The organism is Microbacterium paludicola (assembly GCF_039529675.1).
GTDB lineage: Bacteria > Actinomycetota > Actinomycetes > Actinomycetales > Microbacteriaceae > Microbacterium > Microbacterium paludicola.
The window spans coordinates 180,544-195,540 of sequence record NZ_BAAANG010000005.1; the positions used below are offsets into that span (position 1 = coordinate 180,544).

The following is a 14,997-nucleotide window of genomic DNA, read 5'->3' on the forward strand; positions in this document are numbered from 1 at the left end:
CGGGATCAGGTCGCCGACGTCTCGTCGCCGTCGCGCTTGTCGTCCTTGGGAAGCAGAATCGGGCGATCCAGGGTCTTCGACTGCGCCGCCGGATCGACGACGAGCAGCAGCATCGACAGGCCGAGCAGCACGACGATGAACGCGACCCCCGCCATGATGCCCGCGGTCGACCAGGCGCGGGCGATCGCCTCACCCGGCAGCGCCTGGAAGGCGCCCATGGTGACCGCAGTCACGACGCCGGCGAAGAGCGCGGCGCCGAAGGCGATCGCCAGCAGCTGGGCGGGGCGCATCAGGTCGCGACGGGTGGGCTTGTCGGTCACGAGAGGTCCTCCTGCGCCGTCACTGCGGCGTCGGTGTCGGTGGCGGCCGGCTGGGGCGAGAAGCCCGCGATGCCCAGGAACACCGCCGCGACGGCCGCATAGCCGCCGAGCAGCCCGACGGCGATGGTGGTGCCGGTCAGCGTGAACTCGCGACCGGCCTCCTCGATGAAGTAGTGCAGCTCATAGCTCGGCGACACGAACAGCAGCGCGAGGCCCAGCAGCATCGTCAGTCCGCCCACAGCGATCCCGTCGCGCGCGGCGCTGCGGTCGAGGCGCGCCCGCTGGAGGATCGCGGCAAGCAGCTCGGTGAGGCCCGCGAGCAGCGCCCAGGCGATCACCACGACGAAGAACAGAGTGTCCGAGCGCAGCGCGACGGCGCTGGCCGCCATTCCCGCGGCGAGGTGGATCGCGGCGAGGAGGATGGCGGATCCGCGCTGCCCGGCGGGCGCCACGAGCCACGCCGCGACCGCGAAGACGAGGGCCGTCGCGATCCCGAATCCGCCGAAGACGGCGAGTCCGACCTCGGACGAGTGATCCGGCGAGAACGTGATCATCAGCGCCGCGATCGCCGCGAACAGCGCGCGCAGCAGCTGGATGTGACCGGAGGTCACTCGCAACGGGGTGCTGGCAGGCATGGCGGATCCAGGATGGTGCGCGAAAGGGACGCACTCAGTCTAGTTGCGCCTACCTGTGCAGATTCTTCTGCCGTCCGGCGCGGAGCGTCGGCGCGAGCGCGCGAGACGCTCCTAGAAAGACAGCGCCTGGTCGAGGTCGGCGACGAGGTCGTCGATGTGCTCGATGCCGACCGAGAGGCGCACGACGTCGTCCGGCACCGCGAGCTCGGTGCCGCGGACGGAGGCGTGCGTCATCTCGTCGGGGTAGTTGAGGAGCGACTCGACGCCGCCGAGCGACTCGGCGAGGGTGAACAGGCGCGTCGACTCGGCGAACCGGCGAGCGGCAGCCGCGTCGCCAAGGGCGAGCGAGACGATTCCGCCGAAGCCCGACATCTGCGCCGCCGCGATCTCGTGGCCCGGATGGGACGCAAGCCCGGGGTAGTAGACGCGCGCGACGCGACCGTGGCCATCCAGGTACTCCGCGACGGCCTGACCGTTCGACGAGTGGCGCTCCATCCGCACGGCGAGGGTCTTGATCCCGCGCGTTGTCAGCCATGCGTCGAGCGGGCCGGACACCGCGCCGGCCGCGAACTGCAGGAACTTCGGCTGCTCGGCCAGCGCGGCGTCGGCGAACACGAGCGCGCCACCGACGACATCCGAGTGCCCGCCGAGGTACTTGGTGGTCGAGTGCACGACGACGTCGGCCCCGAGGGCGATCGGCTGCTGCAGGGCGGGCGAGGCGAACGTGTTGTCGACGACGACGAGGGATCCGGCGGCGTGGGCCTTGTCGGACAGCGCGCGGATGTCGGTGATGCGCAGCAGGGGATTGCTCGGCGTCTCGACCCAGACGATCTTCGGGGCCCGCTCGGCGAGGGCCGCATCCACCGCCGCCGGGTCACTCAGGTCGACGACCCGCAGCTTCACTCCCCACGGTCCGAGCACCCGCGCGATCAGGCGGTGGGTGCCGCCGTAGACGTCGTTGCCGAGCAGCACCTCGTCGCCGGGCTGGAGCAGGGCGCGCAGGAGCGCGTCCTCGGCCGCGAGGCCCGAGGCGAACGACAGGGCGCGCGCGCCGCCCTCGATCGCGGCGAGCTGCGTCTCGAGCGCCGTGCGGGTCGGGTTGCCCGACCGCCCGTACTCGTACCCGGCGCGGAGGCCGCCGATCCCGTCCTGTGCGTAGGTCGTGGAGAAGTGAACCGGCGGGATCACCGCACCCGTCGTCTCATCCGGCGCCTGGCCGGCGTGGACGGCCTTGGTGTCGAAACTGCGCTGGTCGAAGTTGTGCTCGGTCATGCGATGCTCCCTGCGGTGGCGTCGTCGTCTGTCTGGGTCTTGGCGGATGCATCCGCGAGCTCCGCGTGGAGCGAGGCGGGAACGAGCGGCTCGGGGCCGTCGACCTCGAAGCCGTTCGCGCGCATCCAGTCGTCGTCGAACACCTTGCCGAGGTAGCCGCGGCCGTGGTCGGGAAGCAGCACGACCACCACGGCGTCGGCGGGGAGGTCGCGCGCGGCGCGCAGCGCGGCGACGACCGCCATGCCGCTCGATCCGCCGACAAGCAGGCCCTCCTCCCGCGCGAGCCTGCGCGTCATCGCGAACGACTCGGCGTCGGAGACGCGGTGGATCTCGTCGACGACCGTCGGGTCGTAGGCGCCGGGCCAGAAGTCCTCGCCGACGCCCTCGACCAGGTAGCCGTGGACGCCCGACGGGTCATCCGCCGAGTAGATGGATCCGACAGGGTCGGCCCCGACGATCCGCACGCGCCCCTCGGACGCCTGCTTCAGGAAGCGGCCGGTGCCCGTGATGGTGCCGCCCGTGCCGACCCCCGCGACGAAGTGCGTCACGCGGCGGTCGGTGTCGGCCCAGATCTCGGGGCCGGTCGAGCCGAAGTGGCTGCGGGGCGCGTTCTGGTTCGAGTACTGGTCGGGCTTGTAGGCGCCCGGGATCTCGCGCACGAGGCGATCGGAGACGGAGTAGTACGACCGGGGATCGGCGGGCTCGACGTTCGTCGGGGTCACGACGACCTCGGCGCCGTACGCGCGCAGGACGTTGCGCTTGTCCTCCGACACCTTGTCGGGCACCACGAACACCGTGCGGTAGCCCCGCTCCTGCGCGACGAGGGCAAGCCCCACGCCGGTGTTGCCGCTCGTCGGCTCGACGATCACGCCGCCGGGGCGGAGCTTCCCCTCGCGCTCGGCTGCGTCGATGATGCTCGCCGCGATCCGGTCCTTCGACGACCCGCCGGGATTGAAGTACTCGACCTTGGCCAGCACCGTGGCGGCGATGCCCTCGGTGACGCGGTTCAGGCGGACGACCGGGGTGCCGCCGACGAGGCCGGCGACGGAGTGTGCGTAACGCAAGAGAGGGTCCTCAGGTCTGGTCGCGGCGGGATGGACATCGCCGCGAGGCTGTCGTGGTCGTGGGGCGCTCGGAGGGAGCGAACACCGCTCCGGCGAGTGCGGAGGGCTCAGCGACAACAGCGACAGGTGTGCACGCGACAACGGTAACGCGGGGTCACGCGATCCGCCAATCACCCCGGTGACGCAGTACGTTTGGCGCGTGAGCGCACACGAGATCCGGCCGCCGCTGTACGAGTGGGACGGCCTCGGCTTCGAAACCCGCTCGGTGCACGTGGGAGACACCGACGCGCACGGCTACCGCGCGCGGATCACGCCGATCTACCTGACCGCCGGCTACCGGTTCGACTCGCTGCAGCAGGGATGGGATCGATTCACGGGCGAGGATCCCGGACAGATCTACTCGCGCAATCAGAACCCGACGCACATCGTCGCCGAGCAGCGCATCGCGTCGCTCGAAGGCGGGACCGGCGCGATCCTCGTCGGCTCGGGCCAGGCCGCGATCACGACGACCCTGCTGGGGCTCGCCGGGGCCGGCGAACACATCGTGTCGACCGCGACCGTCTACGGCGGGACACAGGCGATCTTCGAGCGCACCCTCCCCCGCCTCGGCGTCGGCGTCGACTACGTGTGGGACTGGACCGACGAGGCCGAGTGGGATGCGGCGATCCGCCCCGAGACGAAGGCGATCTTCACCGAGAGCATCCCGAACCCGCGGTGCGACATCGTCGACGTCGCCTTCGTCGCGCGCGTCGCGGCGCGCCACGGGCTGCCGCTCGTCGTCGACAACACGGTGGCCACCCCGTATCTGACCCGGCCGTTCGAGGACGGCGCGCACATCATCATCCACTCCTCGACCAAGCAGCTGAGCGGGCATGGTGCCGGGCTGTCCGGCGTGATCGTGGACGGCGGCAACTTCGACTGGGAGGGCGCGTCGCGCGCGTACCCGGGGATCACGGATGCCCCGGCGGGCGGACGGTCGATCCTCGAGAAGCACGGCCGGCGAGCTCTCGAGGTGTACCTCCGCACGGGGATCGTCAACGACCTGGGGCCGGCGCTCTCGCCCCTGAACTCGTTCCTGCTGCAGCAGGGCATCGAGACCCTCGCGCTGCGCGTCGACCGTCATCGCGACAACGCGCACCGGATCGCGCACTGGCTCGCCGAGCAGCCCGAGGTCGGCCGCGTCGACTACGCCGGGCTGCCCGACAGCCCGCACCGCGAGCTCGCCGACCGCATCTACGGCGGCAAGCCCGGATCGGTGTTCGCGTTCAGCCTCGCCGGCGGGCGGGCGGCAGCCGAGGTGTTCTACGACGCGCTGCGGATCGTGAGCCGGATGACCCACATCGGCGACACACGGTCGATGGCCCTTCACGTGGCGACGACGACGCACGTGGGCTTCACGCAGGAGCACCGCGACCGGCTCGGGATCGACGACGGCCTGATCCGCCTGTCGGTCGGCATCGAGACGGCGGATGACCTGATCGCCGACCTGCGCCAGGCGCTCGACGCGGTCGCCTCGGCCTGACGCTGCGCCGCCGGTTGCTGAGCGAGCGCCAGCGAGCCGAAGCGACCGACCCGTGCGAGCCGTCATCTCGACTCGCTCCGCTCGCTCGATAACCGGGGTAACGGACCTGTGCCACCCACCGGTTGCTGAGCGAGCGCCAGCGAGCCGAAGCGACCGACCTTAAGCCGCCCAGCCGTGCGTGCGAGCCGTCATCTCGACTCGCAAGCTCGCTCGATAACCGGGGTGGGGCCAGCACAAACGTGCGGCAAACGCACCGACCGAGGCCCGCAAAGGTGCACACGCCGCACCTCTACCCCCCACCGGTTGCTGAGCGAGCTTGCGAGCCGAAGCGACCGACCTGAAGCCGCCCAGCCGTGCGAGCCGTCATCTCGACTCGCAAGCTCGCTCGATAACCGGGGGTTGGGCAACGGACCTGTACCCCTGTGCGAACGAAGTGAGCGTGGAGCGAAGCGACCCCGCAGCGCGAAGCGCTGCCGCAGCGGAGCGAAGCGACGTTGCCTCGCTCGCCGAGTGGCGGCGCGAAGCGTCGGCGCGAGCGTGCGAGCCGCTCCTGAAAAGAAAGACCGCACGCGGGTGTTCACCACAAGCACCCGCGCGCGGCCCGTTCCTCTCGCCCCGCCGCCAGAGGAGTGAACTGCCAGGGGCCAGGCGAGAGGGTCTCAGCCGGTGATCTCGAACCTCACCGGCAGCAGCTGCTCGTCCCGCGAGGAGGGACCGATCCGCAGTTCGAACTCCCCGGGTTCGACGACGCGGCGGGCCTGGGCGTCGACGATCGTGCAGGCCGATGCGGGCAGCTCGAGCTCGACGACGCGCTCCTCGCCGGGAGCGAGGGGCACCTGCACGAAGTGCTTGAGCTCCTTGTCGGCCCAGCTGACCGACGTCACCACGTCGCTGACGTAGACCTGCACGGTCTCGAGCGCGGGGCGCGATCCGGTGTTGCGGACGGTGACCTCGGCGCGCACGGTGTCGCCGGCGGTGACCGTGGGCGTCAGGATCCGGGCGTCGGCGTACTCGACGGTGGTGTAGCTGAGCCCCTCGCCGAACGCCCAGGCGGGGCTCTGCGTGAGGTCGGCGTAGCGGTCGCCGTGCTGGCCGCGGATCTGGTTGTAGTACGTCGGCTGCTGACCGACGTGCCGCGCGAACGACAGGGGAAGCCGGCCGGTGGGCTCGATGAGGCCGAGCAGCAGCTCGGCGATCGCACGGCCGCCCTCCATGCCGGGGTTCGCGACCCATAGGATGGCGGATGCGCCGAGCGCGGACGGCGGCAGCACGAGCGGCTTCGACGCGAGCAGGATCACGATGAGCGGCTTGCCCGTGGCGGCGAGCGCATCCAGCAGCGCGACCTGGGCCCCGACGAGTTCGAGCGTCGCGGTCGAGCGCGCCTCGCCGACGAGCTCGATCCGGTCGCCGACGACCGCGACGACGTAGTCGGCCTCCGACGCACGGGCGACGGCGTCCGCGATCAGGGCGTCATCGGGCTCGGCCGGCTCGACCACGAACGGGCGCGGCTGCCCGTCGAGGAAGTGGGCGCCGGCGGGGTCGGGCACGAGCGACAGGATCTCGGCGCCCTCCGCGTGGGTGACCTCCCAGCCGGACGGCACGTGGGCGCGGAGCCCGTCGAGCACCGTCGTGATCATCTCGCGCGGCTGCCCGTCGGGCAGCCAGCCGGCCTGTCCCGAGTTGCCCGCCCAGTCGCCGAGCTGCGTCTGCGCGTCGTCCGCGAGCGGCCCGACCACGGCGATCCGGCGGGTCGGTCCGGCGGCGAGCGCGCGGCCATCCGGGCCCGCCGTGAGACCGCCGTCCAGCGGAAGCAGCCCGTCGTTCTGCAGCAGCACGAGCGAGCGCCGGGCGATCTCGAGGTTCAGCGCCGCGTGGTCCGGGGCGCCGAGCACCTCCGCCATGCGCACGAGGTCGGGATGCCGCGGCTGCTCGAACAGGCCGAGCTCGAACTTGAGCGTCAGGATGCGCGAGACTGCCGCATCCAGATCGCTCTCGGCGAGCATCCCCCGCTCGATCGCCTCGAGGGCGCCCTCGAAGAACGTCGGCGTGGTCATGATCATGTCGTTGCCGGCCTTGACCGCCGCGGCGGCCGCGTGGGCGATGTCGGGCTGCACCTTCTGCTCCCACACCATGCGGCCGACGTTGTCCCAGTCGGTGATGAGCGTGCCGGTGTAGCCCCACTCGCCGCGCAGGACGTCGCTGAGCAGCCACTCGTTGATCGTGATCGGGATGCCGTCGGTGGTCTGGTAGCCGAGCATGAACGTCCGGCACCCCTCCCGCGCGACGCGCTCGAACGGGGGCAGGAACCACGAGCGCATCTTGCGGCGGGAGATGTCGGCCTCGCTGGCGTCGCGCCCTCCCTGCGTCTCGGAGTAGCCGGCGAAGTGCTTCGCCGAGGCCAGGATCGCGGTCGGATCCGTCAGCCCGTCGCCCTGGTAGCCGCGCACCATCGCCGAGGCGAGCTCGCCGATGAGGTGCGGATCCTCCCCGAAGGTCTCGTTCACGCGGCCCCAGCGGAGGTCGCGCGTGATGCACAGCACCGGCGAGAACGTCCAGTGAACGCCGGTGGGGGCGACCTCCACGGCGGTGGTGCGGGCGACCCTCTCGACAAGCGCGGCATCCCAGGTCGCCGCCATGCCGAGCTGCGTCGGGAAGATCGTGGCGCCCTCGCAGAACGAGTGGCCGTGGATGCAGTCCTCCGCGACGACGAGCGGGATCCGCAGGCGGGTCTGCGCCGTCAGGGCGTGGGCCCGCTCGAGCCGCTCGGGCGACGTGTGCAGGATGGATCCCGCCTGCCGGCGCAGGATGTGGTCGTCGATGTCGTCCCGGGCGTCGAGCTGCAGCATCTGCCCGATCTTCTCCTCGACCGTCATGCGGGCGAGGAGATCGGCGACACGCGCGTCGACCGGCGCCGCCCTGTCGAGGTAGAGGGCGGTGTCGATGTCGGTGGTCACGTGTTGTCTCCCTGGGGACGGACGGCGGTCACGGCGGAGGTCGCGCTCAGGCCGCGCTTCTTCATCGCCCGCGCGCGCTCGCCCGCCGAGCGCAGGCGCGGGTTGACGTACTCGTCGATCCCGAAGTTCACGAGCGACAGGGCGACGCCGAGGATGGCGATGCAGAGTCCGGCGGGGACGTACCACCACCAGTAGGTCGGGAAGGCGCCGTTCTGCTGGGCCCAGAACAGGATGGTGCCCCAGTTCAGGTTCGAGATCGGGATGACGCCGATGAACGCGAGGGTCGTCAGGCCCAGCACGGCGGCGGTGACGGTGCCGACGAAGCTGGACGCGATGATCGCGAGCAGGTTCGGCAGCATCTCCACGAAGATGAGCCGCGGCATCGATTCGCCGTTGGCGCGGGCGGCCTGGATGAAGTCGCGGTTGCGCAGCGACATGGTCTGCGCGCGCAGCACCCGCGCGCCCCAGGCCCATCCGGTCACGGCCAGCGTGAGCGCGATGATCCACAGCGGCGGATCCTCGAACGACGACGCCACGATGATGATCAGCGGCAGGCCGGGGATCACGAGGAAGACGTTCGTGAGCGCCGACAGCGACTCGCTCTTCCAGCCGCGGGTGTATCCGGCGATGACCCCGACGATCACCGCGATCGCGGTTCCCATCAGGCCGGCGAGGAACCCGACGACGAGCACGCCGCGGGTGCCGAACACGATCTGGCTGAAGATGTCCTCGCCCATGTGGGTCGTGCCGAGCAGGTGCGTCAGCGACGGCCCCTGGCGCAGCGCCTGGTAGTCCTTGTCCATCGGGCCGTATGGGGCGATCAGGTCGCCGAACAGGGCGACAAGCACGAACACGCCGATGATCGTGAGCCCCGCCACCGACTTCGGGTTGCGGAACATCGCGAAGGATGCGGCGATCTGCCCCGCGACGGTCTTGCGTCCGGGCGACTCCCCGCCCGTGGCGGATCGGATGGTGGCCGTCTCGGGCGCGCCGATCCCGACCGCGGGGATCTCTGCTGCGGCGGTGTTTGTCATCTCAGGCCTCCGACTGACGAGTGCGCGGATCGAGGATGGCGTGCGCGATGTCCGCCAGGATGTTCGCGCACAGCACGGCGAGCGTGATGATCAGGAAGAGTCCCTGCATCAGCGGGTAGTCCTTCGCGGCGGTCGCGTCGAGCAGCATCTTGCCGACGCCCGGGTACGAGAACACGAGCTCCATCACGATCGTGCCGCTGACGATGAAGCCGATCGACAGGGCGAAGCTCGACAGCTGCGGCAGCACCGCGTTGCGGGCGGCGTAGCGCCACAGCACGCGCGAGTTCGGCATCCCCTTCGCCTGCGCGACCGTGACGTAGTCCTCGTCGAGCACCGTGAGCATCATGTTGCGCATGCCGAGGATCCATCCGCCGAGCGAGGCGACCAGGATCGTGATGAGCGGCAGCGCGCCGTGCGCGATGACCTGCCCGATGAAGTCGAGCGAGAACTCGGGCGACGATCCCTTGTCGTACGCGTGCGATGCGGGGAACCAGCCGAGCGTCGACGAGAACACGGCGATCGCGATGAGGCCGAGCCAGAAGTAGGGAACGGTCGAGAAGAACGTCGTGATCGGCACGATCACGTCGGCGCGGCTTCCGCGCCGCCAGCCGACCACCGCGCCGGTCACGGTGCCGACGAGGAACGACAGCACGGTCGCGAGGCCGACGAGCCCGATGGTCCACGGCAGCGCCACCGCGATGACGTCGCCGACGGGCGTGAGGCCGTTCGAGAACGACCGCCCGAGGTCGCCCCGCAGCAGCAGCCCCCAGTAGTCGAGGTACTGCTGCCAGAGCGACGTGTCCTTGTCGAGACCGAAGAGGGTGCGGATGGCGTGCTCCGCCTCGGGCGAGAGCTGACCGCGGTACTTGTTCATATACGCGGTGACGGGATCGCCCTTCATCATGCGCGGCACGAGGAAGTTGATCGTGATCGCGGCCCAGAGCGTGAACAGGTAGAACACGGCGCGGTTCAGGATGAACCTGGATGAGTTCTTCATGCGGCGCCTCCGTCCGTGGCTGCGGCGACGATGCCGGGCGCCGACGCGAAGTGCTTCTCCGGGTCGGGCGAGGCGGCGCGCAGCTCGCGGGTGTACTCGTGCTGGGGGTTCAGGATGACGTCGTCGGCCGGGCCGCGCTCGACCACCCGGCCGTGGTGGAGCACCATGATCTCGTCCGAGAAGTGCCGCGCCGTCGCGAGGTCGTGGGTGATGTAGAGCACGCCGAGGCCCTCGTCGCGCTGCAGCTCGGCGAGCAGGTTGAGCACGCCGACGCGGATCGACACATCGAGCATCGAGACGGGCTCGTCCGCCACCAGCAGGCTGGGGCGCGACGCGAGCGCGCGGGCGATGGCGACGCGCTGCCGTTGACCTCCCGACAGCTCGTGCGGCCGCCGGTCGATCACGGCATCCGGCTCGAGGCGGACACGCTCGAGCAGGCGGCGCACCTCGGCCTCGGTCTCCCGCTTGGGCACCACGTTGTCGAGCCTCAGCGGCCGCTCGAGGTGGTACCGGATGGAGTGGTACGGGTTCAGGGAGGCGAACGGATCCTGGAACACCATGCGCAGCTTCTGGCGGTACGAGCGCAGGCCCCGCCCGCGGCGCGGGATCGACTTCCCGTCGAGCAGCACCTCCCCGGCGGTGGCGGGCTCGAGCTGGGTGAGGATCTTCGCGATCGTGGACTTGCCGGATCCGGACTGCCCGACGAGCGCGATCGTCTGGCGCTCCCGGAGAGTGAAGCTGACGTCGTCGAGCGCCAGGATCGGCTCTGCGCCCCGCACGCAGTAGCGCTTGGTGACATTGCGGAACTCGAGGGTGGTCATCGCGTCAGCACCCCCCGCGCCCCGGTGAGCCGGGGGAAGGAGCTCAGCAGCTTCTTGGTGTAGTCGTGCTGCGGGCGCTCCCAGATGTCACGCGACGCGGCGAGCTCGACGATCTCGCCCTCGCGCATGATCGCGATCCGGTCGCTGATCTCGAGCAGCAGGGGAAGGTCATGCGTGATGAAGATGACCGAGAAGCCGAACTCGTGGCGCAGCTCGGAGATCTGCCGCAGGATCTCGCGCTGCACGAGCACATCCAGCGCGGTCGTCGGCTCGTCCATGACCATCAGCTGCGGTCGCAGGGCGAGGGCCATCGCGATCATCACGCGCTGGCGCATGCCGCCCGACAGCTCGTGGGGGTACGAGCGGTACCGCTCGCGGCCGACCGCGACGATCTCCAGCAGCTCCTCGCACTCGCGGCGGCGGGCCTGCTTCGACATGCCGGGGCGGTGGACGACGAACACGTCGTCGAGCTGGGATCCGATCGTCGCCACGGGGTTGAGCGCGTTCATCGCGCCCTGGAAGACCATGGAGACCTTGTCCCAGCGGAACCGCTGCATCTGCTCCGGGCTGAGGCCGTTGATGTCGACGTCGCCGTCCGACGCGTCATGGAAGACGACGCTGCCTCCGGTGATCACGGCGGGCGCGCGCAGCAGACGCTGCACGCCGTAGGCGAGCGTGGTCTTGCCGCAGCCGCTCTCGCCGGCGAGGCCGAGGATCTCGCCGCGCTGGAGTTCGAGGGACACGTTCTTCACCGCCTCGACGGGAGGGGTGACGTCGTACACGACCGAGAAGTCGCGCACGCTGAGCAGGGGGTCTGGCATCGGGATCGCTTTCATCACGGGCGCAGGCGCGCAGGGTGCCGCGCGGGCACCGGTGACACAGGGGACGTCGGGGAGGCGGGGGCCCGGCAGGTGCCGGGCCCCCGCGGGGAGATCACTCCGCGGGCTCGAGGTTCATGAGCACCTGCACCGCCGCGACCTGCAGCGGGTCGCCCGGGGCGTACGGGTCCTCGTCGCTCGGCCAGCCGACGTAGTTGCGGGTGTTGAACTCGGCGAGGATCGGGTGCGTGCCGACCGGGATGACCGGGACGTCCTCGACGAACGCCTTCTGCACCTGCTCGATCGCCGCCGTGCGCTCCTCGTCGCTCGACGCGTTCGCGTAGGTGTTGAGCAGCTCCGTGACCTCGGGGTTGTCGTAGCGGCCGAAGTTGTAGTCGACGAGCTCGCCCGCCTTCAGCCAGCGGCCGTCCATGGTGTCGGAGTACAGGTCGTACGGCGTGGTGCCCGAGTCGGTCCAGTGCATGATCGCGTCGAACGTTCCCGCGCGCTTGTTCTGCGTCCAGGTGTCGACGTCGGGGGTGTCGACCTTGGCGTCGGCGCCGAGCGTGGACGTGACCTGGTCGGCGATCAGGCTGATGCCCGTGACGTAGTCGTTCCAGCCCTGCGGCACCTGGAGCGTGAACTCGACGGGCTCGCCGTCGGGGTCGATGAGGGCGTCGCCCTCCCAGGTGTAGCCGGCGTCCTCGAGGATGCCCTTGGCGCCCTCGACGTCGATCTCGAACTCGACGCCCTGGTACTCGGGCGCGATGTACTGCTCGCCGACCGGCGTCGGCAGACCCGTGACGCTTGTCAGCTCCGGGCCGGCGTTCTCGCGCGCGATCGTGGTGTGCGCCTCGCGGTCGATGACCATGTTGACGGCCTTGCGGAACGCGACGTCGTCGAACGGCTTCTCCTGCGTGTTCAGGAACAGCACGTCGGGCGCCATCACGTTGGCGGGCCAGAAGATGTTGTTCTCGTCCTTCGAGAGGTACTGGTTCTCGATGTCCGAGATGAACGCCTGCGCCCAGTCGGCCTCGCCGCTGGCGAGGGCCGTGGTGAGGGCGGTGTTGTCGTTGTAGGAGACGTAGTAGAGCGTCGGCACGGCCGGCTCGCCGCCCCAGTAGTCGTCGCGCGCGGTCATCGTGACGGACTGCGAGCTGAAGCTCTCGAGCACGTAGGGGCCGGTGCCGACGGGGTTCTCGTTCGTGAACGTGGTCGGGTCCTCGACCTCCGACCAGATGTGCTCGGGCACCATCTGGATGTTGAGGACCTGCGCCTGCTTGACGAACTTCGACTCGCCGAAGGTCAGGACGACGTTCTCGCCGTCCTTCGTGATGTCGGTGAGCTGGATGTTGCCGGTGTCGAACGCGGGGGTGTTGCGGATGAGGTCGAACGTGAAGACGATGTCGTCGGCCGTGAACTCCTCGCCGTCGTTCCAGGTCACACCGGCGCGCGGGGTGATCGTGAGCTGCGTGTAGTCGTCGTTCCACTCGACCTTCTCGGCGAGCCACGGGGTGGTCTCGTTGTCGCCCGTGGGGTTGACGATCGCGAGGGGCTCGAAGACGACGTTCTTGTAGCCGAGCTTGTTCGCCGAGGAGTCACCGACCCACGGGTTGTTCGACTCGGTGGTGATGGCGCCATCGGGCTTGGCGATCGTCAGCGCCGCACCCGGCTCCGGCGCGGCGGCCGACTCGTTCGGCTCGGCGCCGCCTGCGGCGCATCCGCTGAGGGCGAGCGCGGTGGCGAGGCCGACCGCGAAGACCAGTGACTTCTTCTTCATCGCTTCTCCTTCGAAGAGACGTTCCTGTGATTGCAGGGATGGCTCCCGGGCCATTCCGGAAGCGCTCCCATGAAGTTACTGATGAGTAAGTAACTTGTAAAGAGAGGATGATGGTGCCCAACTCGACCGAGAGGAAATCGTGATCATGGCGAGGAAGCAGGCGAAGTCTCGACCCGAGACGGTGCGCAAGCGCGCGGAGATCCTGCACGCCGCGATGGAGATCTTCGGCGCCAAGGGCTTCGCGAGCGGGACCCTGGCGGAGATCGCCGAGCAGGTCGACATGACGCACGCCGGTGTGCTCCACCACTTCGGATCGAAGACGCAGCTGCTGCTCGAGGTGCTCGACTACCGCGACCAGACGGATGTCGCCGACCTCGTGGAGCAGCACATCCCCGGCGGCCTCGAGATGTTCCGGCATCTTGTCCGCACCGCGTTCGCGAACGTGCGCCGAGCCGGAATCGTGCAGGCGTTCGCCGTGCTCTCGGGCGAATCCGTGACCGACGATCATCCGGCGCGCGAGTACTTCCAGGTGCGGTACCGCGACCTGCGCTCGGGCATCGCGGACGCCTTCGCGGAGGTGTGCGCGCAGCACGGCGTCACCGAGCCCGACACGATCGCCCACGCCTCGGCGAGCATCCTCGCGGTCATGGACGGGCTGCAGGTGCAGTGGCTGCTGCAGCCCGACGCCGTCGAGCTGGGGCCCGCGACCGAGTTCGCCATCGAGGCGATCGTGGCCGCGGTGCTCTCCCCGCAGCCGCCGTTCGTGGCGACCCCCGATCCCGCGCGCTGACCGGGCCGCAACCTGAGCAACAGCCCTAATGTTGCGCCCCGAGACGCCGAGCGACCCTCGGGCTCTCGGCCCTAGGTAACGTCGAAGGCATGACCGAGTCCAATGCACAGCGGGTTCCGGGCGACCTCGACGAGGCGCACGGCCGCACCGCGGGCGACCTCATCTCCGTACCGGGCGCGCTCGACGCCGACGGCTTCAAGACCCTGTTCCGCGGTCACCCCGGCGGCGTCGCGGTGATCACCGCCGAGGGGCCCGGGGGCCCGGTCGCCCTGACCGCGACCTCCGTCGCCTCGGTGAGCGCCGACCCGCCGATGCTGATCTTCTCGGTCTCGTCGCAGTCGTCGGCGACGCCGTCCATCCTCGCCGCCGACACGATCGTCGTGCACCTGCTGGACGCCGCCGACCTCGACCTCGCCAAGCTCGCCGCGACGAGCGGCGTCGACCGCTTCGCCGACACCTCCCGCTGGACGCGCCTTCCCACCGGCGAGCCCGTGTTCCCCAGCGTCCGCGCGTGGGCCCGCTGCGCGATCGTCAGCCGCCTCGAGGCCGGCGGCTCGACCGTGATCGCCGCGCACGCCCTGCAGGGCCAGACGAACCGCGAGCCCGGCAGCGACACCCCGCTCGTCTACCACAACCGCACCTGGCACGCGCTCGGCGAGCACACCCGCATCTGATCGTTCTTTTCAGAAGCGGCAGTTCTTTTCAGAAGCGGCTCGCACGCGCGCAGGCTCGGGCCGGTCGCTTCGGCTCGCTGGCGCTCGCTCAGCAACCGGGGGCGGCACAGGCCCATAGCCCAACCCCGGTTATCGAGCGAGCTTGCGAGTCGAGATGACGGCTCGCACGGGCGGGCGGCTTCGGCCGGTTATCGAGCGAGCTTGCGAGTCGAGATGACGGCTCGCACGGACGGGCGGCTTCAGGTAGGTCGCGGTCAAGTCCTGGGACGTGGTGTATCGGTGATCGTGTGATCCTTCGTGTCGTGGTCAGGCTGTG

The 14,997-nt window shown here is 70.0% G+C and carries 12 protein-coding genes and 1 pseudogene; 3 read left to right on the plus strand and 10 right to left on the minus strand.

Annotation, left to right across the window (positions count from 1 at the left end):
* Positions 1 to 5: 5 nt before the first annotated feature.
* From ABD161_RS06135 to ABD161_RS06150, 4 genes and pseudogenes are all read right to left on the minus strand, one after another.
* The gene (locus tag ABD161_RS06135; protein WP_344000670.1) at positions 6 to 320 is read right to left on the minus strand and encodes an amino acid transporter; all 315 of its coding nucleotides are present in this window, start codon (positions 318 to 320) and stop codon (positions 6 to 8) included.
* Positions 317 to 955 (minus strand): acyl-CoA synthetase, encoded by a 639-nt coding sequence (locus ABD161_RS06140; RefSeq protein ID WP_344000672.1) that lies wholly within the window; start codon positions 953 to 955, stop codon positions 317 to 319. Before ABD161_RS06140 ends, ABD161_RS06135 begins: the two co-directional genes overlap by 4 nt.
* A gap of 111 nt (positions 956 to 1,066) precedes the next feature.
* The gene (locus ABD161_RS06145; RefSeq protein WP_344000674.1) at positions 1,067 to 2,227 is read right to left on the minus strand and encodes a cystathionine gamma-synthase; all 1,161 of its coding nucleotides are present in this window, start codon (positions 2,225 to 2,227) and stop codon (positions 1,067 to 1,069) included.
* A 107-nt stretch (positions 2,228 to 2,334) separates the two neighbouring features.
* A pseudogene (locus tag ABD161_RS06150) lies at positions 2,335 to 3,291 on the minus strand (pyridoxal-phosphate dependent enzyme); the annotation flags it as partial.
* A gap of 199 nt (positions 3,292 to 3,490) precedes the next feature.
* Between ABD161_RS06150 and ABD161_RS06155 the strand changes: the two are divergent.
* Positions 3,491 to 4,813, plus strand: coding sequence for an O-acetylhomoserine aminocarboxypropyltransferase/cysteine synthase family protein (locus ABD161_RS06155; protein WP_344000676.1), 1,323 nt, complete (start codon positions 3,491 to 3,493; stop codon positions 4,811 to 4,813).
* Positions 4,814 to 5,472: 659 nt separating this feature from the next.
* Here ABD161_RS06155 and ABD161_RS06160 read toward each other — a convergent pair.
* The 6 genes from ABD161_RS06160 to ABD161_RS06185 all read right to left on the minus strand — a co-directional run bounded on the left by ABD161_RS06160 (position 5,473) and on the right by ABD161_RS06185 (position 13,217).
* Positions 5,473 to 7,767 carry an exo-beta-d-1,3/1,6-glucosidase gene (locus ABD161_RS06160; RefSeq protein ID WP_344000678.1) on the minus strand — a complete coding sequence of 765 codons (2,295 nt, stop codon included), beginning with the start codon at positions 7,765 to 7,767 and terminating at the stop codon, positions 5,473 to 5,475.
* Complete coding sequence (locus ABD161_RS06165) at positions 7,764 to 8,801, minus strand: ABC transporter permease (protein ID WP_135114966.1); 1,038 nt, start codon at positions 8,799 to 8,801, stop codon at positions 7,764 to 7,766. The genes ABD161_RS06160 and ABD161_RS06165 overlap by 4 nt, the downstream gene beginning before the upstream one ends.
* A gap of 1 nt (position 8,802) precedes the next feature.
* Positions 8,803 to 9,798, minus strand: coding sequence for an ABC transporter permease (locus tag ABD161_RS06170; RefSeq protein WP_344000680.1), 996 nt, complete (start codon positions 9,796 to 9,798; stop codon positions 8,803 to 8,805).
* Complete coding sequence (locus ABD161_RS06175; RefSeq protein ID WP_344000682.1) at positions 9,795 to 10,619, minus strand: ABC transporter ATP-binding protein; 825 nt, start codon at positions 10,617 to 10,619, stop codon at positions 9,795 to 9,797. Before ABD161_RS06175 ends, ABD161_RS06170 begins: the two co-directional genes overlap by 4 nt.
* Positions 10,616 to 11,440 (minus strand): ABC transporter ATP-binding protein, encoded by an 825-nt coding sequence (locus ABD161_RS06180; RefSeq protein ID WP_135114969.1) that lies wholly within the window; start codon positions 11,438 to 11,440, stop codon positions 10,616 to 10,618. Before ABD161_RS06180 ends, ABD161_RS06175 begins: the two co-directional genes overlap by 4 nt.
* A 112-nt stretch (positions 11,441 to 11,552) precedes the next feature.
* On the minus strand, positions 11,553 to 13,217 hold the full coding sequence (locus ABD161_RS06185; protein WP_344000684.1) for an ABC transporter substrate-binding protein: 1,665 nt from the start codon (positions 13,215 to 13,217) through the stop codon (positions 11,553 to 11,555).
* A 145-nt stretch (positions 13,218 to 13,362) separates the two neighbouring features.
* On the opposite strand from ABD161_RS06185, the gene ABD161_RS06190 reads away from it, so the two are divergent.
* A complete protein-coding gene (locus ABD161_RS06190) occupies positions 13,363 to 14,007 on the plus strand; it encodes a TetR/AcrR family transcriptional regulator (protein ID WP_425560800.1) in 645 nt (214 codons plus the stop codon).
* An 89-nt stretch (positions 14,008 to 14,096) separates the two neighbouring features.
* Positions 14,097 to 14,681: a flavin reductase family protein gene (locus ABD161_RS06195; protein ID WP_344000688.1), complete on the plus strand. Its 585-nt coding sequence runs from the start codon at positions 14,097 to 14,099 to the stop codon at positions 14,679 to 14,681.
* The last annotated feature ends 316 nt before the right edge of the window (positions 14,682 to 14,997 follow it).